General features: G+C 70.3%; 22 protein-coding genes. 6 read left to right on the forward strand and 16 right to left on the reverse strand.

Features of this window, described 5'->3' with window-relative positions:
* Positions 1-244 precede the first annotated feature (244 nt).
* Positions 245-1,489 (forward strand): erythromycin esterase family protein, encoded by a 1,245-nt coding sequence (locus C4V41_RS49210; protein WP_160150666.1) that lies wholly within the window; start codon positions 245-247, stop codon positions 1,487-1,489.
* Here the strand turns inward: C4V41_RS49210 and C4V41_RS49215 are convergent.
* The 7 genes from C4V41_RS49215 to C4V41_RS64860 all read right to left on the reverse strand — a co-directional run bounded on the left by C4V41_RS49215 (position 1,482) and on the right by C4V41_RS64860 (position 8,678).
* On the reverse strand, positions 1,482-4,211 hold the full coding sequence (locus C4V41_RS49215) for a DEAD/DEAH box helicase (protein WP_103962977.1): 2,730 nt from the start codon (positions 4,209-4,211) through the stop codon (positions 1,482-1,484). The two genes, C4V41_RS49210 and C4V41_RS49215, sit on opposite strands and share 8 nt — an antisense overlap.
* A 75-nt stretch (positions 4,212-4,286) precedes the next feature.
* On the reverse strand, positions 4,287-5,183 hold the full coding sequence (locus tag C4V41_RS49220) for a diacylglycerol/lipid kinase family protein (protein WP_103962978.1): 897 nt from the start codon (positions 5,181-5,183) through the stop codon (positions 4,287-4,289).
* A 16-nt stretch (positions 5,184-5,199) separates the two neighbouring features.
* Entirely contained in the window at positions 5,200-6,099 is a 900-nt protein-coding gene (tatC, locus tag C4V41_RS49225) for a twin-arginine translocase subunit TatC (protein ID WP_235030865.1), read from the reverse strand.
* A gap of 41 nt (positions 6,100-6,140) precedes the next feature.
* The gene (tatA, locus tag C4V41_RS49230; protein WP_103962979.1) at positions 6,141-6,467 is read right to left on the reverse strand and encodes a Sec-independent protein translocase subunit TatA; all 327 of its coding nucleotides are present in this window, start codon (positions 6,465-6,467) and stop codon (positions 6,141-6,143) included.
* Positions 6,468-6,537: 70 nt separating this feature from the next.
* Positions 6,538-6,693, reverse strand: a complete 156-nt coding sequence (locus C4V41_RS62435; RefSeq protein WP_160150667.1) for a hypothetical protein — start codon at positions 6,691-6,693, stop codon at positions 6,538-6,540.
* Entirely contained in the window at positions 6,690-7,655 is a 966-nt protein-coding gene (locus tag C4V41_RS64855) for a helix-turn-helix transcriptional regulator (RefSeq protein ID WP_103962980.1), read from the reverse strand. Before C4V41_RS64855 ends, C4V41_RS62435 begins: the two co-directional genes overlap by 4 nt.
* A 72-nt stretch (positions 7,656-7,727) precedes the next feature.
* Positions 7,728-8,678 carry a helix-turn-helix transcriptional regulator gene (locus tag C4V41_RS64860; protein ID WP_103962981.1) on the reverse strand — a complete coding sequence of 317 codons (951 nt, stop codon included), beginning with the start codon at positions 8,676-8,678 and terminating at the stop codon, positions 7,728-7,730.
* 38 nt (positions 8,679-8,716) lie between these two features.
* Here C4V41_RS64860 and C4V41_RS49245 point away from each other — a divergent pair, with 38 nt between their 5' ends.
* Positions 8,717-9,784 (forward strand): DUF3866 family protein, encoded by a 1,068-nt coding sequence (locus tag C4V41_RS49245; protein WP_103962982.1) that lies wholly within the window; start codon positions 8,717-8,719, stop codon positions 9,782-9,784.
* On the opposite strand, the gene C4V41_RS49250 is transcribed toward C4V41_RS49245, so the two are convergent.
* The 9 genes from C4V41_RS49250 to prcB form a co-directional block, all read right to left on the reverse strand.
* Positions 9,730-10,209 (reverse strand): DUF3291 domain-containing protein, encoded by a 480-nt coding sequence (locus tag C4V41_RS49250; protein ID WP_200824767.1) that lies wholly within the window; start codon positions 10,207-10,209, stop codon positions 9,730-9,732. The genes C4V41_RS49245 and C4V41_RS49250 overlap by 55 nt on opposite strands.
* 16 nt (positions 10,210-10,225) lie before the next feature.
* Positions 10,226-10,882 carry a helix-turn-helix transcriptional regulator gene (locus tag C4V41_RS49255; protein WP_103962984.1) on the reverse strand — a complete coding sequence of 219 codons (657 nt, stop codon included), beginning with the start codon at positions 10,880-10,882 and terminating at the stop codon, positions 10,226-10,228.
* A 9-nt stretch (positions 10,883-10,891) separates the two neighbouring features.
* Entirely contained in the window at positions 10,892-11,242 is a 351-nt protein-coding gene (locus C4V41_RS49260) for a hypothetical protein (RefSeq protein WP_103962985.1), read from the reverse strand.
* A gap of 20 nt (positions 11,243-11,262) precedes the next feature.
* Positions 11,263-12,156, reverse strand: a complete 894-nt coding sequence (locus C4V41_RS49265; protein WP_103962986.1) for an FKBP-type peptidyl-prolyl cis-trans isomerase — start codon at positions 12,154-12,156, stop codon at positions 11,263-11,265.
* Positions 12,157-12,234: 78 nt separating this feature from the next.
* The gene (locus C4V41_RS49270; RefSeq protein ID WP_200824768.1) at positions 12,235-13,179 is read right to left on the reverse strand and encodes an FKBP-type peptidyl-prolyl cis-trans isomerase; all 945 of its coding nucleotides are present in this window, start codon (positions 13,177-13,179) and stop codon (positions 12,235-12,237) included.
* Positions 13,180-13,276: 97 nt separating this feature from the next.
* The gene (pafA, locus tag C4V41_RS49275; protein WP_103962987.1) at positions 13,277-14,635 is read right to left on the reverse strand and encodes a Pup--protein ligase; all 1,359 of its coding nucleotides are present in this window, start codon (positions 14,633-14,635) and stop codon (positions 13,277-13,279) included.
* 140 nt (positions 14,636-14,775) lie between these two features.
* The gene (locus C4V41_RS49280; protein ID WP_235030866.1) at positions 14,776-15,300 is read right to left on the reverse strand and encodes a hypothetical protein; all 525 of its coding nucleotides are present in this window, start codon (positions 15,298-15,300) and stop codon (positions 14,776-14,778) included.
* A 336-nt stretch (positions 15,301-15,636) separates the two neighbouring features.
* A complete protein-coding gene (gene prcA / locus C4V41_RS49285) occupies positions 15,637-16,461 on the reverse strand; it encodes a proteasome subunit alpha (protein ID WP_103963024.1) in 825 nt (274 codons plus the stop codon).
* A 21-nt stretch (positions 16,462-16,482) separates the two neighbouring features.
* Entirely contained in the window at positions 16,483-17,259 is a 777-nt protein-coding gene (gene prcB, locus C4V41_RS49290; RefSeq protein ID WP_235030867.1) for a proteasome subunit beta, read from the reverse strand.
* A gap of 287 nt (positions 17,260-17,546) precedes the next feature.
* Here prcB and C4V41_RS49295 point away from each other — a divergent pair, with 287 nt between their 5' ends.
* From C4V41_RS49295 to C4V41_RS49310, 4 genes are read left to right on the forward strand one after another with little or no spacing between them, the layout of a single operon-like run.
* Positions 17,547-18,914 carry an extracellular solute-binding protein gene (locus C4V41_RS49295; protein WP_103962990.1) on the forward strand — a complete coding sequence of 456 codons (1,368 nt, stop codon included), beginning with the start codon at positions 17,547-17,549 and terminating at the stop codon, positions 18,912-18,914.
* Positions 18,889-19,809, forward strand: coding sequence for a carbohydrate ABC transporter permease (locus tag C4V41_RS49300; RefSeq protein WP_103962991.1), 921 nt, complete (start codon positions 18,889-18,891; stop codon positions 19,807-19,809). The genes C4V41_RS49295 and C4V41_RS49300 overlap by 26 nt, the downstream gene beginning before the upstream one ends.
* Complete coding sequence (locus tag C4V41_RS49305) at positions 19,806-20,624, forward strand: carbohydrate ABC transporter permease (protein ID WP_103962992.1); 819 nt, start codon at positions 19,806-19,808, stop codon at positions 20,622-20,624. Before C4V41_RS49300 ends, C4V41_RS49305 begins: the two co-directional genes overlap by 4 nt.
* Entirely contained in the window at positions 20,621-21,676 is a 1,056-nt protein-coding gene (locus C4V41_RS49310) for an ABC transporter ATP-binding protein (protein WP_103962993.1), read from the forward strand. The genes C4V41_RS49305 and C4V41_RS49310 overlap by 4 nt, the downstream gene beginning before the upstream one ends.
* The last annotated feature ends 16 nt before the right edge of the window (positions 21,677-21,692 follow it).

Raw genomic sequence — 21,692 nt, forward strand, 5'->3', positions numbered from 1 at the left:
AACTGCACAAATCGGACGCTAGCACCCGAATTGCGATAAAGCACCAGTTATTCGTGTATTTCAATAAGTTTTGACCGGTGAATCCCGACACGAAAGGCGGTGCCGCGACGTCGTTAAATCCCCCGTAAACGAGTAAAAGCAATAGCCGTGGTCAGGCAAACACCAAAGATGCTTCTGAGAAGTGGCTCTCAGCCGCTACTTTGGATCGATGCGCGGGCCTCCGGCCGTCCGGGATCATCGGGGCATGGACGTCTCCGCCGTGACCGCCTGGCTGGCCTCCCGCGCGATCCCCCTGGAAAACGGCGATCTCGCGCCGCTGCGCCCGGTCCTGGACGGCGTACGAGTGCTGGGAATGGGCGAGGCCACCCACGGCACCAGGGAGTTCTTCCTGCTCAAGCACCGGCTGCTGGAGTTCCTCGTCACGGAGATGGGCTTCACGGTCCTCGCCATGGAGGCCAGCGTTTCGGCCGCCGAGGCCGTCAACGAGCACATCGCCCACGGCACCGGCGACCCCGCCGAGGCCCTGCGCAACCTGGGCTTCTGGACCTGGGACACGGCCGAGATGCTCGGCCTCGTCGAGTGGCTGCGCGCCCACAACGCCACGGCGCCACCCGGCCGGAAGGTCCGCTTCGCCGGCATCGACCCGCAACTTCCGGGTGCCTCACTGCGCCGCTTGGCCACCCACCTCCACGCCACCGCCCCGGCCAGGGCCGACGCCCTCCTCGACCCCCTGACCGCACTCACCACCACCCGCCTGGGCTCCGGCCACCCGCTGGACCCGGACGTGGAACAGGCCGCCGCCAACCTGGAGACCTACCTCGCCGAGACGGACGCCTCCCCCGGCATCCGCGCCCACGCCAGAACCCTCACCCAGGCCGCCGCCCTGCTCACCCGCCCCCTCCTGAACCCCCACAAGGACACGCAGGACGCGGCGACGCTGCGGGACCGCTTCCTCGCCGACAACGTGGACCTGCTGCTGGCCGATCCGGCGGCCAAGGTGGCGGTGTGGGCGCACAACGGCCACGTCATGACCGGCCACCACAGCGGCGGCGCGGTCCCGGCCATGGGCCTGCACCTGCGCCACCGCCACGGACCCGCGTACTACGCCCTCGGTCTCCTGTTCGGCCAGGGCGAATTCCGCGCAAAACGACTACGCCCCCTCCTGAAGTGGCCGCGCCTCAGAAGGCCGCGTACCGGCGAGCGGCCCGTCACGCACCGCGTGCCCTTCTCCGGCGCCCCGAACGCCGTAGAGACCCGCCTGGCCGCCGCCTGCCCCGGCGACCACCTCGTCGACCTCCGGCGACACCCGGACGACGAGCACCCAGGCGACGTCACGGCCTGGCTGACCGCCCAGAACCACCTGCGCGCCTACGGCGCCGCCGTGGGCAGATACACCTACAAGCTGGCGTTCATGCCCACGACCCTCGCCGACGAGTACGACGGCCTGGCCTACGTGGCCACGAGCACCTGCTCCACACCTCTCAGGTGAGCGACGAGTAGGCCACCACCCCGCGCCGCATGGCGTCCATCGCCTTGCCGGCCGTCTGCTTGATCTTGCTGTTCTTCGGCGCCGCCATGCCGAGCTGCCCCAGCAGGTCCATGAGCTGCTTGATCCACCGCACGAAGTCACCGGCCGCCAGCTCGTTGCCGTTGACCCCTTCCATGAGGACCGCGTCCAGGCTGTGCCCCTTGGTCCACCGGAACGCCGCCCACGCGAACCCCAGATCCGGCTCCCTGATCGTGGACAGCCCGTGGTCGGACTCGATGCCCTCCAGCTCACCCCACAGCCGCATCATCGCCGACAGCGCGTCCTGCGCCCGCCCGGCCGGGATCTTGGGACGCCGCGCGTCGTCGGCCGCCCGCGACTCGAACACCAGCGCCGACACGCACGCCGCCAGCTCGGCCGGGTCGAGGTCCTCCCACAACCCCTTGCGCAGGCTCTCGGCGGTGAGCAGATCGAGCTCGGTGTAGAGACGGCCCAGACGGCGGCCCTCGTCGGTGACGGTCTCGCCGTCGAGGTAGCCGAGCTGCTCCAGCACCGAGCAGATGCGGTCGAACGTCCGCGAGATGACGTGCGAACGCCCCTCCACGCGGCGCCGCAGCCCCTCGGTCTCACGCTGCAGCTTGTAGTAACGCTCGGCCCAGCGAGCGTGATCCTCACGCTCGTCGCACCCGTGCGCGGGATGCTGGCGGATGCGCCGCCGCAGCTCGTTGATCTCCTCGTCCTCCATCGCGTGATCGCGCGCCCTGGTGGGCTTGCCGAGATCACGGTCGCCCAGCTTGGCCAGCAGGGTCGAGACGAGGTTGGCGCGCTCCTTGGGGGCGCGCGCGTTGAAGTTCTTCGGGATGCGCAGCTTCTCCAGCGGCTCCACCGGCACGGGGAAGTCGGCCGGGTCGAGCTTCTTGACCTGCTTGCCGATCGTCAGCACCAGCGGGCTCGGCCCGTGCCCCCGGGGGTTGCGCCCCGGGTCGAGCACGATCGCCAGCCCCGCCCGCCGCCCGCCCGGCACCCGGATGACGTCACCCGGCTGCAGCGCCTCCAGCGACCGCACCGCGGCGGCCCGGCGGGCGGCGCCACGCTGACGCGACAGCTCCGCCTCCCGATCGGACAGCCGGCGCCGCAACGCCGCATATTCGGGAAAGTCGCCCAGGTGGCACGTCATGGCCTCCTGGTAGCCCTCCAGGGCCTCCTCATGCTTGCGCAACTGCTTGGCCAGCCCCACGACCGCCCGATCGGCCTGGAACTGCGCGAACGACTCCTCCAGCAGCGTCCTGGCGCGCTCGCGCCCGAACTGGCCCACCAGGTTGACCGCCATGTTGTACGAGGGCTGAAAACTGGACCGCAGCGGATAGGTACGCGTGCCCGCCAGCCCCGCCACCGACAGCGGATCCATGCCCGGCTGCCACAACACCACCGCGTGACCCTCGATGTCGATGCCACGCCGCCCCGCCCGCCCGGTGAGCTGGGTATATTCCCCCGGCGTCAGATCCGCGTGGGTCTCACCGTTCCACTTGTCGAGCTTCTCGATCACCACGCTGCGCGCCGGCATGTTGATGCCCAGCGCCAGCGTCTCGGTCGCGAACACGGCCTTGACCAGGCCGCGCGTGAACAGCTCCTCCACGACCTCCTTGAAGGCCGGCAACATGCCCGCGTGGTGGGCCGCCAGCCCCCGCTCCAGGCAGTCACGCCACTCCAGGTAACCCAGCACCGCCAGGTCCTCGTCGGGCAGGTGCGCGGTGCGCTCGTCGACGAGCTGCCTGATCTCGTGCTGCTCGCGGTCGGTGGTCAGCCGGATGCCCGCGTACAGGCACTGCTGCACCGCCGCCTGGCAACCGGCGCGCGAGAAGATGAACGTGATCGCCGGCAGCAGGCCCTCGGAGTCGAGCTTCTCGATCACCTGCGCCCGGTCCGGCGGCCGCGAGCGCTGCGGCCTGCCATAGCCGCGCCGGCCCCGCCCCGAGGTCAGCCGCTCGGCGTCGCGCGTCACCCGCATCAGCGTGGGGTTGATGCGCGCGGCCGAGTCACCCTCGTCGTTGACGAACAGGTCGTAGACGCGGTTGCCGATCATCATGTGCTGCCACAGCGGCACCGGCCGGTGCTCGTCGACGATCACCGTGGTGTCGCCGCGCACCTCACCTAGCCACTCGCCGAACTCCTCGGCGTTGCTGACCGTCGCCGACAGCGCCACCAGCCGCACCGACTCCGGCAGGTGGATGATGACCTCTTCCCACACCGCGCCGCGGAAGCGGTCGGCCAGGTAGTGGACCTCGTCCATCACGGCGAACCCCAGCCCGGCCAGCGTGGCCGAGCCGGCGTAGAGCATGTTGCGCAGCACCTCCGTGGTCATGACCACGATGGGCGCCTCGCCGTTGACGCTGTTGTCGCCCGTCAGCAGGCCGACCTTGGCGGTGCCGTAGCGCTTGACCAGGTCGTTGTACTTCTGGTTGGACAGCGCCTTGATCGGGGTGGTGTAGAAGCACTTGCGACCCTGCTCCAGGGCGAGATGGACGGCGAACTCGCCGACCACCGTCTTGCCCGAACCCGTGGGGGCCGCCACCAGGACACCGTCACCGGCCTCCAGCGCCCGGCAGGCGTCAAGCTGGAAGTCGTCCAGCGCGAAGTCGTAGAGACTTCGGAACGATGTGAGAGCGGCCCCGTCGTCCCCGAGCCCCTTACGGAAGGCCGCGTAGCGTTCCGCTGGCGTTGTCATGCCGTCCAGCCTACCGAAATCGCCATTCCGGTCCGTCCCGCCGGTTACGGCCCCCGCGCCTTTACAATGTAGATTTCAAACGATGACGCGCAGCGCCTCAGGCCGCACCTCGCAGTACGCCGGCACCGCGCCGATTCGTTCGCCATCGGCGTAGGCCACGGTGTCGACCGAATCGTCGGCCTCCAGCCGCACGCTGCGCACCCGCCGTATCGACACCGCCCGGTGCCCCACGTGGGTGCCCCGGTAGACGCTCGGGAACACCCGCAGGAACTCCGCCTTCGACACCGCGTCGAGCACCACCACGTCCAGCAGCCCGTCGTCGGGCCGCGCGTCCGGGCTCACCCGCATCCCCGCCCCGTACGAGCGCGTGTTGGCCACCGCCACCAGCATCGCCTCCCGCTCGACGACCTCGTCGTCGTCGAACGTGATCCGGAACGGGATCGGCCGGAACGAGCGCAGCTCCTCCACCATCGCCACCACGTACTTGGCCATGCCGGGCGGCCACGTGCGCCGGTTGGCCCGCTCGTTGACCCGCGAGTCGAACCCGCAGCAGACCACCCCCGCGAACAGCTCCTCCGCACCCCCCGTACGGATCTGCGCGGCGTCGACCAGGCGCGACTTCATCCGCAGCACCGTACGGGCCGCGGCGACGGGGTCCTTGCAGGGCAGGCCGAGCGCGGCGGCGATGTCGTTGCCGGTTCCCGCCGGGATGATGCCGAGCGGCACGTCGGTGCCGGCCACGGCCTGAACGGCCAGGTGCACCAGGCCGTCGCCGCCGAAGGCGACGAGCGCGTCGGGGCGCTCGGCCACGGCGGTGCAGGCCCGTTCGAGGGCGTCGGCGGCGTCGTCGCCGACGATCACGGAGAGCTCGGCCCCGCCGGCACGCAACCGGCGCGCCACGGGCTCGAGCAGGCGCAGTGTACGCCCGCCGCGCGCGGCGGGGTTGACCAGCAGGGCGAGTTGTGGGGACACGCCCGGAACCTATCGCCTATCGCGCGGAACCGGAATCCTCTTCGGATCGCGGAGCGGGGGAATCGTCGTCGAGCGGCGTGGAGTCGTCGGCCAGCGGCGAGGCCTCGTCGTCGTCGAGGTTGTCGAACTCGCTCTGCGGATTGCGCTTCTCCCGCAGATACATGACCAGCTCGGCGGCCGAGAACAGCACGATCATCGGCGCGGCCAGCGCCATCATCGCGATCGGGTCGCCGCCCGGCGTCACCACGGCGCCGAACACGAACATCAGGAAGATGACCATCCGGCGGTGCTTGGCGACGGTCCCGTGCGACAGCACCCCGATGAAGTTGAGGAACACCATCAGCAGCGGCAGCTCGAACGAGATCCCGAAGATCACCACCATGATCAGGACGTAGTCGAGGTAGTCCTCGATCGAGATCGTGGCGACCGTGTCGTCCAGGTTGAAGCTCAGCAGGAACGCCAGGCTGGTGTCCATGATGAAGTAGGCCAGCGCCGCGCCCAGCGCGAACAGCGGGATGGCCAGCGCCAGGAAGGCCACCGTATAGCGCTTCTCGGCGCGGTAGAGGGCCGGGGTGACGAACGCCCAGATCTGGTAGAGCCAGGCGGGCGAGGACACCACCAGGCCGACCATCAGCGAGACCTTCAGCGTGATGAAGAACGACGAGAAGATGCCGTTGTAGGTCAGGCTGCACTCACCGGTGAGCTGCTTGGCCTGGGGGGTCGAGCAGTAGGGCTCCTTGAGGATGTCCCATACCGGCCCGGAGACGATCCACCCGACGATCAGGCCCACCGCCACGGCGGCGATCGCGAAGAGCAGCCGATTGCGCAGCTCGCGCAGATGCTCCATGAGGGGCATCCGGCCCTCGGGGTCGTGGCCCGGCCGTTCCTTCGGGCTCGACCGTCTCAGCAGCGCCATCAGCAGTCCAGGGGATGAGGAGGAAACGGGGCGGTCGGTCGTCAGGCGCGCTTGTCGGACGGGGCGCCCGCGCGCAACCTGGCGGCCTGCTCCTCCAGCCGGCGAGCCTGCTCCTCGGCGGACGGCTCCGCCACCGGCGTCACGGGCGGCGCGGCGTGGATCTCCTGCGGCGGCGCGGGCGGGGCCGGCTGGGCCTGCACGACGGTCGGCTTGTCATCGTCGTCGTCGTGGTTCATCTTGCTGGTCTCGGCCTTGAAGATACGCAGGGATCGACCGACGCCACGGGCCAGGTCCGGCAGCTTCTTGGCGCCGAAAAGGAGGACCAAGGCCACCAGGATCAGGATGATCTCCGGAGCTCCCAAGTTCATGTGACGTCCTTCTTCATGCTGAGCGAGTTGCTGTCCTTCGTGACGATCGTACGCTGCCAGGGCCGCTGCCTCATCCCCTCAGGTCCGCTTTGCTCCTAAATTGCTGGTGAACACGAGCGATTTCCCTGTTCAGGCCACGCGCCGCCACGACCACGCGGGCCCCCGCGACCCCGAGCACGACCAGCCCGGCCAGGCACAACCCGGCCGCCGCCAGGATCCACATCATGACCGATGAGCGTACAGGCCCAGGGCCCGCTCGGCCTCGCCCCGCACGGTCTCGGCCATCTCCGGCGGCGAGACGACCCGGCCGGTGTCGCCCAGGCGCAGCGCCAGCTTGAGTATCCAGTCCTCGTCGCGGGCCCGCAGCGCCACCCGCAGCCGCCCTTCGCCCAGCTCGGTGACCTGCTCGCACGGGTAGTACTCGGCCACCCACCGCCCGGCCGCGCTGAGCTCCAGCTCGACCAGCTCGTCGGTCGGGGAGGGCCGGAAGACGCCCCGGGTGACGTCGATGGGCTCGGCCTCGGCGGGCGGGTCGGCGGGCACGTCGAGCACGTCGACGCCGAGCACCCGGTCGAGCCGGAACAGCCGCATCGCCTCGGCCCGGTAGCACCAGCCCTCCAGGTAGGCGCGGCCGTCGACGACCACGAGCCGCATGGGGTCGACCTCGCGCGGCGTCACCTCGTCGCGGCCGGGCACGTAGTAGCGCAGCGACAGCCGGCGGCCCCTGGTGAGGCCCTCGCGCACGCGCGGCAGGGCGTCGGGGGCGGCGTCCACGTCGACGGCGACCTGGCTGCTGACGGTGGCGGCGCCCTCGCCCGCGGCCCGCTCCAGCTTGGCCATCACGCGCGGCAGCGCGTCGCCGGGCACCTCGGCCAGCTCGGGGGTGGCGGCCAGCATCCGCAGCGCGACCAGCAGCGCGCTGGCCTCGTCGATGCCGAGCCGCAGCGGCCTGCCGATGGTGTCGGCGTTGTCGATGATGATCTCGCCGCCGTCCCAGGAGACGTCGATGAGGTCGCCGGGGGTGTGGCCGGGCAGCCCGCACATCCACACGAGCTGCAGGTCGTCGATGAGCTGCTTCTCGCTCAGCCCGAACACGGCCGCGACCTCGTCCACCTGCGCCCCGGGATGGGACATCAGGTACGGCACCAGCGCCAGCAACCGCGGCAACCGGTCAGCGGACCCGCTCATGCGCCCTCCTTCGCCGGCCGCATGAGCGGACCACCGCCGTGTCTGATGGTTCGCGTCTGATGGTTCGCTCCCTCACGCCATGGCCCCCTTCAGTCTGCGGATGACGGCCTCGCGGGCGTCCGGCGGCTCGACGACCTCGACGTCGGCGCCGAGGCTGGCCATCCAGCCGGCCAGCCGCTCGGGGTCGGAGAAGGGCAGCTCGGCCTCGTCCCACCCGTCGGTGCCCGTACGCACGGCGCTGGACAGTTGCCGCAGCCCCTCGCACGCCCCCTGGCGTACGCGGACGACCGCGACCCTGGCCTCCAGCGGCTCGTCGGGGAAGCCCACCATGGCCCGCAGGTCGAGGCCCTCGGGCACCTCGACCGCGCCCGGCCGGCCCACCGCGGTGACCTGCCCGCTGATGCGGCTGAGCCGGAACGCCCGCGGCGCGTTCCTGTCGCGGTCGTAGGCCGCGAGGTACCAGCGGCCGCGCCGGCTCACCACGCCCCACGGCTCCACTGTGCGGGCGCGTACGTTCTCGCTGCCCGAGGCCCGGTAGTCGAAGCGCACCACGCGCCGGTCGCGCACGGCATCCCACAGCGCGGGGAAGGCGGGGTCGCGGGTGTCGACGCGCAGCTCCAGCGCCCCGGTGCCGACGGGCTGGTCGGTGGCCACGCCGCCGGCGCGCAGCTTCAGCAGCGCCCCGGAGGCGGCCTCGGCGAGGCTGGCGCGCTGCCACACCTGCGCGGCCAGGCCCAGCACGGCGGCCTCGTCGGGTTCGAGGGTGATCTCGGGCAGCTCGTACGACTCCCGCTCGATCCGGTAGCCCGGCTCGTCCTCCCACGGGTCGCGGACCACGTCGATGGGGATGCCGATCTCGCGCAGCTCGTTCTTGTCCCGCTCGAACATCCGCTGGAACGCCTCGTCGCCATCACGGTCGTATCCGGGCACGGCCTGGCGGATCTGCTCCGCCGACAGCGGGCGCCGCGTGGCGAGCAGGCAGATCACCAGATTGAGCAACCGTTCCGTCTTCCGGCGCGACATCTGCCTCACTCCTCCTTCATCGACGCTACCCTGCCCCCGTGATCAGATGGCGCAAGGGCGAGGTCGTACGGATCCGGCGCGAGTGGCCGGGAGCGGTGGAACTGGACGTCGCCGTCCCCGAGGGGGAGTGCCGGGCGCTGGCCTATCCGCCGTTGGTCGGACGCCCGGAACCCGGTGACGAGGTGCTGCTCAACACGACCGCGCTCGCAATGGGTCTCGGTACGGGAGGTTACGCCATGGTGGTGGCCGTCCCGAACCGTTTGCCGCAAGATCCGGCGGGTCCGGGGCACCTGGTGAAGGCCCGGTATACACCGCTGCAGGCCACGGTGCAGGGTGCCGACGAGCAGGATACCCCTTATCACGAGCGCCTGCGCGAGGCCGACTCCCTCGACGGGATGCCGGTGATCGTGGCCGATCTGCACTCGGCGCTGCCGCCGATCCTGTGCGGGCTCTACGCCGATCGCCCTGGTCTGCGGGTCGCGTACGTGATGCTGGACGGCGGCGCGCTGCCCGCCTGGTTCTCGATGGCGGCGGCCCGGCTGCGCGAGATCGGCTGGCTGGCGGGCGTGGTCACGGTCGGCCAGTCCTTCGGCGGCGACCTGGAGGCGGTCACCGCCCACACGGGCCTGCTGGCGGCCAGGCACGTGCTGGAGGCCGACGTGGCGATCGTCACCCAGGGGCCCGGCAACCTGGGCACGGGCACCAAATGGGGCTTCTCAGGCGTCTCGGCGGGCGAGGCGGTCAACGCGGCGGGCGTCCTGCTGGGGCGGCCGGTGGCGGCGCTGCGGGTCAGCGAGGGCGACCTGCGGGAGCGCCATTACGGCGTCTCGCACCACTCGCTGACCGCCTATGGCCGGGTCGCGCTGACCCCGGCCGACGTGCCGGTGCCGGAGCTGCCGGGCGAGTTCGGGGAGCGGGTCAGGGACCAGGCCGAGCTGCTGGCCGTACGGCACCGCCTGGTCTCGGTCCCGGTGGACGGCCTGCACGAGGCGCTGCGGGAGTCGCCGGTCAGGCTGTCCACGATGGGCAGGGGGCTGGAGGAGGACCTGGCCTATTTCCTGGCCTCGGCGGCGGCGGGCAGGCTGACGGCCTCGCTGCTGGAGTAGCTGTCCTTGAAGGTGAACGCCCGCGGGCTCGGCCCTTCCGCCCGCAGGAGCTCCAGCCGCCGCATGCCCTCGGCCAGCGACGGGATGTGTCCCTCGGGGACCCACCACATCACCATGTACGGCTCCGCGAGGCGCAGGAACCACTCCCTGCGCCGGCGCAGCACCTCCAGGTGGTCACTGCGGTAGGTGTAGTTCCACAGCGCGTCGAGCGACTCCCAGACGGAGAAGTTGATCAGCAGGTGGTCGCCGTAGTCGTGGATCACGGTGGCGGTCGGGTCGGTCTCGCTCTCCTTCAGCCGCCACACGAACCCGGGGGCCTCATCGGCGACGGCGTTGATGGGCCCCAGCAAGGCGACGAACTCGGCGATCTCGGGGCTGTCGATGGGCGCGCGCAGGTGGGCGACGTTGAGCTCGGCGAGGTGCATGGGGTTCAGCACACCATCACTCGCCTTCTATGTCAATGTTTGTTTGCTTTAGAGAGACGCAGCACTCCCCCGGCCGCGGATCCAGCCGCGCCCTGGCCGGATCGTCGCCGAGCCCCTCCAGCAGCCCCTGGCACAGGGCCAGGTTCATGGAACACACCAGCAGCGGCTGCTCCGTGGCCAGCACGTGGAAGGGGCAGTTGCGCAGCCGCAGCGCGCCGTCCTCCTCGTAGGGCTCGTAGCCGCGCTCGCTCAGCACGTCCTCGGCCCGCTCGCCGGGATGCTTCCTCGCCAGCCGGGCGCCCGCGCCGCGCGCCGCCTCCTCGGCCTGCTCCTCGGCGCCGAGCAGGTCCACCACGCCGGCCAGGACCGAGGCGAGGGCGACGTAGTCGCGCGGCGGCAGGCTGACCGACCGCTCGCCCCTGGCCCTGCGGTAGATCTTGGCGGGCCGGCCGCTGCCCGGGCCCTTCTTCTCCTGGGGCCGGAAGCCGCTCTCCAGCAGCCCGGCCTCGACCAGTTTGTCGAGGTGGTGCCCGGCCAGCGTCCTGGACACGCCCGCCGCCTCGGCGGCCTCCCCGCGGCCCACGTCGCCGCCGTGGGAGGCGACGACGTCGTAGAGGCTGCGGCGGACGGGGTCGTGCAACAGGGCCAGCGCCTCGAGGTCGTCGCTACTCACAGCGGGAGTCTATGAAAGCTTGCGCTCCACGTGCTCGTACAGGCAGGCGCGGGAGGGCTTGCGGGTGATGCCGCCGTATTTGCGCCAGCACGCGCCCTTCTTCAGCACGTTGATGTCGATCCACTCCGGCGCCCCGTATTTCCGGTGCACGGCCTTGGCGTTGCGCAGCAGCCTGGCGGCCACCTTGCGGCCCTGCGCGGACGACGAGGCGGCGGCGTTGACCCAGGTCACCCCGACGTCGCCGCCGAGGAAGCAGGGTTTGACGCCCTTGCAGAACGGCGGATTGGCGGCTTGTGCGGCGGGCGCGAGGCCGAGCAGGAGCGTTAACGCGGAAGCGGTGACAAGGAACGTGCGCATCATGGGACTCATCCTGCCGCAGGTCAGTAGGTGGCGATCAGGTCCACGACGAAGACGAGTGTGTCGGAGCCCTTGATGCCGTACGCGGGATGGCCGGAGGGGCCGTACCCGGAGGCGGGCGGGACGATCATCAGGACGCGGCTGCCGGCGGGCACGCCCGCCAGCGCGCTGTCCCAGCCCTTGATCACGCTGCCGTCGCCGAGCTTGAACGCCTTCGGCCGGCCGGTGGACCAGGTGGCGTCGAAGACGCGGCCGTGGCTCCACACCGCGCCCGCGTACTGGGTGACCACGAGTTGCCCGGCCTTCGCCGGCCGCCCCTCGCCCCTGGCCAGCACCTTGGAGGCGAACCGGGCGGGCGGCGCCGTCCGCGGCACCGACAGCACCGGCCGCGCGCCGCCGCCGACCTTCACGCCCGCCAGCGATCCGCCGCCCGCGCGGACCGCGGCGCCCTTGTGGTGGGCGCCCAGGATGTCGACCACGTAGAACAGCTCCTCGCCGGCGCCGATCCCGCGCGGCGGATTCGGCCCGAACCCGTCGCCGGGCGGGATGGCCGCGATGACCCTGCTGCCCACCCGGCGGCCGCGCAGCGCCTGCTCCAGGCCCGGCAGCAGCTCTCCCACCGGGAACGCGGCCGGTGTGCCCCGGTTGAAACTGGAGTCGACCAGGCGGTTGCCCCGCCCGTCCCACACGTGCGCGGTGTATTGGACGATCGCCACGTCGTCGCGCTCCAGCCGGTCGCCCTTCCCGGCCGCCAGCTCGTCCACCTGCAGCCCGGCCACCGGCTTGCCGTCGGGGAAGTCGATCGTCGGCCGGCCGCCGAACGGCCCGCCCACCCGCAGGTCCAGCTCGCCCGCACCCGTATTCGTACAGCCTGCCAGAAACAACAGCAGCAGTGGCGCGGCGGCACGGCGGCGCATCGGTCCTCCCAGCGCGGAGCGGCCCGGCGGCGTCGCGCCACCGGGCCTCGCGATGCTACCGCGCCTTCAGATCAGCCGTCAGTACGCTCCCAGGATGTCCACCACGAACACCAGCGTGCTCTTGGCCGGGATGGCCTGCTGCGCCTGGTCGCCGTAGCCGAGGGCCGGCGGGATGCTCATCACGACCCGGCTGCCGACCGGCAGCCCGGCCAGGCCCTTCTGCCAGCCCTGGATCACCTGACCGAGCGCGAACTCGGCCGGCTGGCCCCGCTCCCAGCTCGAGTCGAACTGCTTGTCGGTGCCCCAGATCTTGCCCGTGTAGTGCACGCTGAGCGTCTGGTTGGCCTGCACCTTGGCGCCGGTGCCCTTGATCACCGTCTTGACGACGAGGTCCTTGGGCGCCTTCTCGTCCGTCTTCGTGGTCAGCGTCGGCGCCTTCTCCCCGCCGGGGTTGTCGACCTTGACGCCCTTGATGCTGTCGCCGGTCTCCTTGCCGGTGGCCGCCTTCAGCGCCGGCGGCTGGGTGCCGACCACGTCGATCACGAACACCTTGGTCGGCTCGGCCGGCTGCGTCGTCTGCTGCGGGGCCACGGAGTCGTTGGCCAGCACGGCCAGCAGCCGGCCGCCGTGCTTGACCTTGGTGAAGCCCTCCTGCAGCACCTGCGGAAGCTGCTCGTTGACGGCGATCGTCTCCGGGGCCTTGGTGTCGTAGGAGGAACCCTGGACGGCGTTGCCCTTGCCGTCCCAGTTCCAGACCGTGAGGTTGACGATCACCCGGTCGCCGGCCTTCACACCGGTGCCGGCGCCCGGCTGGATCACCTCGTAGGACGACTTGGTGGCGGGCGTGCCGGACGGGAAGGCCACCGTGGGCTTGGCACCCACGGTCCCGGTGACCTTGAATTTGGCCGACGCGCCCGCTGAGGCAGAGGCGGAGGCGCCGGTGCTCGCCCCGTCGTCGGAACCGCACGCGGCGGCGAACAAGAGCAAAGGCACGGCGGCCAGTACGGCCAGAGCGCGGCGCATCGGATTCCCTCGGAAAGACGTCAGATTCGCGTCACCCTACCCGACTCACCGGTAGGGCCGAGGTAAACGAAGCGCCACGTTCGCCGCCACCTCTGGCTCACATGCCGGCGATGAGCTTGTCCACGCGCTCGTCGACACTGCGGAACGGGTCCTTGCACAGCACCGTGCGCTGGGCCTGGTCGTTCAGCTTGAGATGCACCCAGTCGACGGTGAAGTCGCGGCGCTTCTCCTGCGCCTTGCGGATGAACTCGCCGCGCAGCCGCGCCCGGGTCGTCTGCGGCGGCACCGACTTGGCCTCGAAGATCTTCAGGTCGGACGCCACCCGCTCCACCGAGCCGCGCTTCTGCAGCAGGTAGAACAGGCCGCGCTTGCGGTGCACGTCGTGGTAGGCGAGGTCGAGCTGGGCCACTCGCGGCGAGGACAGCGGCAGGTCGTACTTCTTCCGGTAGCGCTCGATGAGCTGGTATTTCGTCACCCAGTCGATCTCGCGCGAGACGAGGTCGAGGTTGCCGGTGTCGACCGCGTGCAGTGTGCGCTCCCACAGCTCCAGCACCCGGTGGGCGATGGCGTCGCCGCCGCGCCGGTCGACGAAGTCCTTGGCCTTGGACAGGTATTCCTGCTGGATCTCCAGGCTCGACGCCTCGCGCCCGTTGGCCAGCCGCACCCTGCGCCGGCCCGTCATGTCGTGCGAGACCTCGCGGATGGCCCGGATCGGGTTCTCCAGGCTCAGGTCGCGCATCACCGTGCCCGACTCGATCATGCGCAGCACCAGGTCGGTGGCGCCGACCTTGAGCAGCATGGTGGTCTCGCTCATGTTGGAGTCGCCCACGATGACGTGCAGGCGGCGGAACCGCTCGGCGTCGGCGTGCGGCTCGTCGCGCGTGTTGATGATCGGCCGCGACCGGGTGGTGGCGCTGGAGACGCCCTCCCAGATGTGCTCGGCCCGCTGCGACACGCAGTAGACGGCGCCGCGCGGCGTCTGCAGCACCTTGCCGGCCCCGCACACGATCTGCCGCGTCACCAGGAACGGGATCAGCACGTCGGCCAGCCGGCCGAACTCCCCGTGCCGGCCGACCAGGTAGTTCTCGTGGCAGCCGTAGGAGTTGCCGGCCGAGTCGGTGTTGTTCTTGAACAGGTAGATGTCACCCGCGATGCCCTCTTCGCGCAGCCGCTTCTCGGCGTCGACCAGCAGGCCCTCGAGGATGCGCTCGCCCGCCTTGTCGTGGGTGACGAGCTCGATGACGTTGTCACACTCGGGTGTTGCGTATTCAGGATGGCTGCCCACGTCGAGATAGAGACGGGCGCCATTGCGGAGGAAGACGTTGCTCGATCGGCCCCAGGACACGACTCGCCGGAACAGGTAACGCGCGACCTCGTCCGGTGACAGCCTGCGCTGTCCCCTGAACGTGCAGGTCACGCCGTACTCGTTCTCCAGCCCGAAGATGCGACGATCCATCACCTCACACTATGCCCACGGATCGGGAAGCGGGAGAGATCTTCCCAGGTGTTTTCCCGCCCCGGCCCGTACGCCTGCCCGTATGCCCTGCTTCATCCCCCCGCGCCCGCCCCCACGGGGCGCGGGTGGCGCGACGCGCGTCAGGGGGTGTAGATCTCCTGAACCTGGACGATCTTTCCCTTGTGGACGGTGATGAGAGCGGGCCGCTCCTGGGCGCCGTGCCGCTTGATCAGCACCGCCCTGGAGCAGCGCTTGGCACCGAGCCCCGTCTTGGTGCTGACGGTGAGGTCGCCCATGGACGGCTTGCACCCGAACGCCGACAGGAACACCACGCCGGAGGCGATGGGCGAGGAGTAGGCCATGACCTGGCCCTCGGCCGGCCCCACGAAGTAGCCCTCGGTCTGGGTGCCCTTCTTCCACTTGATCGGCTCGTACTCGGCCACACCGCCGCGCACGTCGGTGATCCACCCGCGCAGGATGCCGTCGTGACGAGGGCTGATGCGCTTGGTGAAGTCATGCTTCGGGTCGGCCTGGAAGGTGGTGCCGAAGATCTTCGGCGCCTTGTACGCCGGGAACGCGGTCGTCGCTTGTGCGGCGACGGCGGAAGTGAGCATCACGGCAGCGGCGGCACCGGCCGCGAGAAGGCCACGCAAGGGAGTGTTCACGCAATCTGAGATCCTCGATCACCCGGCGGGGTTCATCCCGACCACAGTGAAACAGATCACACCAAACCCCACACCCCGACAACCGCACCACCACACCGCACCGCCGCACTGCACCGCCGCACCGCACCGGCACCGCCGCATCACCGCTACCGCATCTCAGGCACATGCGCGCCACCCGCGCCCCCGGCCACCGCACCGCCGTACCCGGATCGTGCCGCGTCTCCGGCAGCGGTCGCCATCGTGCCGCACCGGGCACGCCATCCAAGGCGGTCCCGTACCCCGGAACGGCGACGGGGGCCGCCGTGGCGGCCCCCGTCGGGGTTTTCGGTGCGTGGCCTACAGCGGCGACGACCCGTCGTCCACGTCGCCCTCAGGGCCCGTGGGAGGCGGGCCGGTGGGGGCGTCGTCGGAGGAGGTGGCGGTGGAAGTGCCGTTCTCGGCGGGCGCGGGGGCAGGGGTCGTGGTGGCCGGCGGGGTGGAGGTCTGGGCGAGCAGGCGCTCCAGGCGCCCCCCGGTCAGCCGCAGGAACTTGCGGTGCTCCCGGTTGCGGTCGAGCACCGCCACCTCGAGCTGCCCGACCGGCGGCCGCTCCCCTCCCGGCTCGGTCAGCGCCGTCAGTGCCACCTCCAGCGCGTCGGCCAGCGACATCGACTCCCGGTAGCGCTCCTTCAGCCGCGTCGACACCGCCTCGGCCTGCCCGCCCATGGCGGCGAAGCCGTGCTCGTCGAAGACCGACCCGTCGAAGGTCAGCCGGTAGATCGCGTCCCCGTCGGAGCTCTCGCCCACCTCCGCGACGACGACCTCGACCTCGAGCGACTTGATCGACTCGGTGAAGATGCGGCCCAGGTTGGAGGCGTAGAGGTTGGCCAGACCGCGGCCGGTCACGTCGGAGCGGTCGTAGGTGTAGCCGTTGATGTCGGCGTACCGGATGCCGCCGAGCCGCAGCTCCTCGAACTCGTTGTAGCGCCCCACGGCCGCGAACCCGATGCGGTCGTAGATCTCGCTGATCTTGTGCAGCGCCCGCGACGGGTTGGGGGCGACGAACAGGATGCCGTCGACGTACTGCAGCACCACGACGGAACGGCCCCGCGCGATGCCCTTGCGCGCGTAGTCGGCCTTGTCCCGCATGATCTGCTCAGGGGACGCATATCCAAAAGGCATGGACACAGTGGTGATCCTCCGTTAGCGCAGCGGGGCGATGGGGCCGTCGGGCGAGATCATGCGGGTTTCCAGCATCTGGCTGACGTAGCCGGAGACCTCGTCGTCGCTCAGGCGGCGGAAACCGTCGCCGTCGATCACCGACACGATCGGCCAGATCTTCCTGGTCACGTCGGGCCCGCCGGTCGCCGAGTCGTCGTCGGCAGCGTCGTAGAGCGCCTGGATCAGCGTCATCACCATGTCGTCGGCCGAGGACCCGTCGCGGTAGAGCTTCTTCAGTGACCCGCGCGCGAAGATCGAGCCGGAGCCGATGGCGTCGAACCGGTCGCGCTCGTAGGGGCCGCCCGCCACGTCGTAGCTGAAGATGCGCCCCTCGTCCTTGTCCGGGTCGTAGGCGGCGAACAGCGGCACCACCACCAGCCCCTGCATCGCCATGGCCAGGTTGCCCCTGATCATGGTGGCCAGCCGGTTGGCCTTGCCGGCCACCGACATCGTGCGGCCCTCGAGCTTCTCGTAGTGCTCGAGCTCCACCCGGTAGAGCCGGGCCATCTCGATGCCCGTGCTGGCCGTGCCCGCGATGCCCATGCAGGAGTAGTCGTCGGCGCGGAACACCTTCTCCACGTCCCGCTGCGAGATGATGTTGCCCGACGTCGCCCGCCGATCGCCCGCCATGATCACGCCACCGTTGTAGGTGGCGGTCACGATGGTGGTCGCGTGCGGAACCTGGTCGCCGATCGGGGTGGCCAGCACCTCGTCCCGCAGGGGCAGCAACTCAGGCGCATATGAGCCGACAAACTCCATGAACGAGGACCTTCCGGAGTTCCGGAAAAGCTGGTTCACCAAGCCGACGGGCAGATCCCTGTGCGATGCCACGCGACTCCCTCCAAACGTCAGTGTTCCTAGGGCGACCCTACTCATGTTGGGTTGCTGTCTGCACTTCCCACGATCAGCTCACGGCGAACCCTCTCCCGCCAGGCATCCTGAAAGGCGGCATTGGCGTGACAGGTCCGTGTTCAGATCGTTTCTTTACGGCCGCCACCCCCCATGCGATCGTCGTTACGTCTGCACATCCTGAACAGGAGGCCGACATGAGACTCCCCAGCCGGCCTGCGCTGATCGGGGCCATCACCGTTCTCGCCCTCACCGCGTGCGGTACCGGGACAGACTCCGGCGGGGGCAGCCTCACCCTCACCATCGCCGCCAACTCCATCGAAGGCGGCAAGAACTCCGAATCCGCCCAATGGATCAAGCAGTGGTTGATCCCCGAGTTCGAGAAGACGCACCAGAACGTCAAAGTGCTCTTCCAGCCCAGCGGCGTCGACGACGAGCAGTACAAGACCAAGATCGCCCTCGACCTCAAGGCCAGGACCGGCGCCGACGTCATCGACGTCGACGGCATCTGGGTCGGCGAGTTCGCCCAGGCCGGCTACCTCAAACCCCTCAACGAGGTCGGCGGCGCCACCGTCGAGCAATGGGAGGGCTGGGCCCAGATCCCCCAGGCCGTCCAGGGCCTCGGCATCTTCGACGGCAAGAAGTACGGCCTGCCCCAGGGCACCGACGGCCGCGTCCTGTTCTACAACAAGACCCTCTTCGCCAAGGCCGGCCTCCCCGAAACCTGGCAACCGGCGAGCTGGCAGGAGATCATCGACGCCGGCACCAAGCTCAAGGCCGCCGGCGTCCCCACCCCCATCCAGCTCAACGCCGGCACCGCCATGGGCGAGGCCACCACCATGCAGGGCGTCCTCCCCCTCCTCGCCGGCGCCGGATCCGAGATCTACGCCGCCGGCAAATGGACCGGCGCCTCCCAGGCCATGAAGGACGCCCTCGGCCTCTACCGGCAGATCTACGGCGGCAGCGGCCTCGGCGACCCCAAACTCCAGCAGGAGGCCAAAGGCCGCGACAAGTCGTTCGCCCAGTTCGCCGCCGGCAAGATCGGCATCCTCGCGGAAAGCGACTACTTCTGGCGCTCCGTCATCGAACCCCAGGCCGGCGTCGCCCCCATGAAAGACCGCGACCAGGCCGTCGGCTACGCCAAGATCCCCGCCAGGCAGCCCGGCGGCGGCATCCGCGGCCAGGACTTCGTCAGCATGTCAGGCGGCGCCGTACGCGTGCTGAACCCGTTCTCCAAGAACCCCAGGCTCGCCTGGGACCTGCTCGCCTTCATGCACTCCGCGCCCGCCACCAAGTCACAGCTCGCCGGCCAGGCCCGCATCAGCTCCCGCACCGACGTCAACGACGAGGTCCTCACCGCCGACCCCATGCTCAAGTACATCGCCGACGAGGTGCTCCCCCTCACCGCCTACCGGCCGGGCCTCGCCGTCTATCCGCAGGTGTCCACCGCGCTGCAGGAGGCCACCGCCGCCATCGTCAGCGGCACCAGCCCCGACGAGGCGGCCGCCGCCTACCAGGCCAAGCTGGAGGGACTGGTCGGTGGCGCGGCCAACATCAGCGGCTGACGCCGCCGGACTCGGCAGAGGCGGAGCCGTCGCGTTCGTCCTGCCCGCCCTCGTCCTCATCGGCGTCTTCCTCATCTTCCCCGCCCTGTGGACCATCTACCTCGGCCTCACCGACTACCGCCTCACCGGCCTCGCCGCCGCCGACCCCCAGATCGTCGGAATCGGCAACTACACCGGCGCCCTCACCGACCCCCGCTTCCTCACCTCGATGTGGCTCACCGTCCTGTACGTCGGCGGCTCCGCCATCATCGGCCAGGCCGGCCTCGGCTTCGCCCTCGCCTGGATCCTGCGCGGCCGCACCGGACCCGTCCGCCGCGCCGTCGAAGGCGTCGTCCTGCTGTCGTGGATCCTGCCCAGCACCGTCGTCGGCTTCCTCTGGTTCGCCCTGCTCGACCGCGACGACGGCACCCTCAACGCGCTCCTGAACACCCCCGGCTTCGCCTGGCTGCTCGACCACCCGTTGCTGTCGATCATCGTCTTCAACGTGTGGCGCGGCACCGCGTTCTCCATGATGCTCTACTCCGCCGCCCTCGAGAACGTCCCGCCCTCCCACCTCGAAACCGCCCGCCTGGCCGGCGCGAGCGTCCCCCAGCAGCTCCGCGACGTCGTCCTGCCCCGCATCAGACGCCACATCCTGACCAACCTGCTGCTCATCAGCCTGTGGACGTTCAACGACTTCACCCCGTTCGTCCTCACCGGCGGCGGCCCGGAAGGCCGCTCGGAGATCCTCCCCGTGTACGTCTACCGCGTCGCCCTCAGAGACGGCCAGCTCGGCGCCGGAGCCGCCATCTCCTTCCTCATCCTGCTCATCAACCTCATCTTCGCCCTGGCCTACCTGCGCCTCCTCCGCGGCCGCCGCCGCCAGGACGCCGCCGCCCCGGGACCACCCGTATGATCCGCCACACCCTCGGCCGGCTCGCCGCCACCCTCTTCATCGCCGTCGTCCTGGCCTTCTTCACCCTGCCCATGCTCTGGCTCGCCAGCGCCCCCTTCGACGACACCCCCGCCATCACCACCTCCATCCCCGACTTCACCCTGCGCAACTTCGCCGCCATTCTCGACAACCCCTACGCGCTCGGCTCCATCCGCAACAGCCTCATCCAGGGCGGCGGCGCCGCCGCAATCGTCGTCCTCCTCGCCGCGCTGGCCGCCTACGCCCTGTCCCGCGTCCGCGTACCCGGCCGCGACGCCCTGCTCTACCTGCTCCTGCTGCTGTCGTCCGTCGTCACCGGCACCGCCGCCATGGTGCCCATCTTCGAACTCGCCACCCGGCTCGACCTCATCGACACCCACCTCGGCGTCATCCTCGTCGTCTCCGGCGGCCTCCTGCCCGCCGCCATCTTCATCCTCAAGGACTTCATGGACGAGACGCCCACCACGTACGAGGAATCCGCCCGCGTCTTCGGCGCCTCACCCCTGCAGATCCTGCGCCACATCGTCGTCCCCCTCGTCCGCCCCGGCCTGGCCACCATCGCCGTCTGGGCCCTGGCCAGCGTCTGGGGCGGCTTCCTCTTCCAGTTCATCCTCCTGCGCGACCCAGAGAAGGCCCCCGGCTCCGTCATCCTCTACACCCTCTACACCGAAGGCGGCGCCCCCAAGCTCGACCTCATCTCCACCTTCTCCCTGCTGTACTCACTGCCCGTCGTCGCCATGTACCTGTTCGTCTCCCACCGCTACGGCTTCCGCTTCCACGGAGGGATCAAACGGTGATCACCCTGCACGACCTCACCAAGGTCTTCCCCGGCGGAGTCCACGCCCTCGACGGCATCGACCTCACCATCGCCGACGGCGAGTTCTTCGCCCTCCTCGGCCCCTCGGGCTGCGGCAAGACCACCCTCCTGCGCACCATCGCCGGCCTCGAAACCCCCACCACCGGACGCGTCCACATCAACACCACCGACGTCACCGCGCTCCCCCCGGGCCGCCGCGACGTCGCCATGGTCTTCCAGGACTACGCGATCTTCCCCCACATGGACGTCACCACCAACATCGCCTACCCCCTCCGCGTCAAGAAGGTCCCCCGCGCCGAACGCACCGCCAAAGCCGCCGACGTCGCCGCCCGCCTCAGCCTCACCGCGCTCCTCCACCGCCGCCCCGCCGAACTCTCCGGCGGCCAGCAGCAACGCGTCGCGCTCGCCCGCGCCATCGCCTGCCACCCCGCCGCCTTCCTCTTCGACGAACCCCTCTCCAACCTCGACGCCCGCCTCCGGCTCGAAGCCCGCACCTTCCTCAAACGCCTCCAGCGCGAACTCGCCGTCACCACCGTCTTCGTCACCCACGACCAGGCCGAAGCCCTCGCCCTCGCCGACCGCATCGCCGTCATGTCACAGGGCCGCATGATCCAGGTCGGCACCCCCGCCGACATCTTCCATCGCCCCGCCACCACGTTCGTCGCCTCGTTCATCGGCTCCACCCCCATGAACCTCCTCCCCGCCCACCCCGCCGACGGCGCACTCCACGTCGCCGGCGCCACCCTCCCCCTCCCCGCCGGCCTCACCCCGGGCGACCCCCTCACCTACGGAGTGCGCCCCGAATACATGGACCTGTCCCTCACCCCACGCCCCGACGCCTTCCCGGGCACCATCTCCGTCCTGGAGAACCTCGGCACCCACACCCTCGTCACCCTCGAACCCGGCACCGGCACCACCCACATCCAGCTCGTCGTCCCCGAAGGCGCGGAACCTCCCATCGGCACCCCCGCCTGGGCCGTCCCCCGCCGCGCCCTCCTCTATCGCGACGGCACCCTCCTCACCACCCTCTGACCCCCGGCCATACTGA

The organism is Nonomuraea solani, assembly GCF_900108335.1.
GTDB classification, from domain to species: Bacteria; Actinomycetota; Actinomycetes; order Streptosporangiales; family Streptosporangiaceae; genus Nonomuraea; species Nonomuraea solani.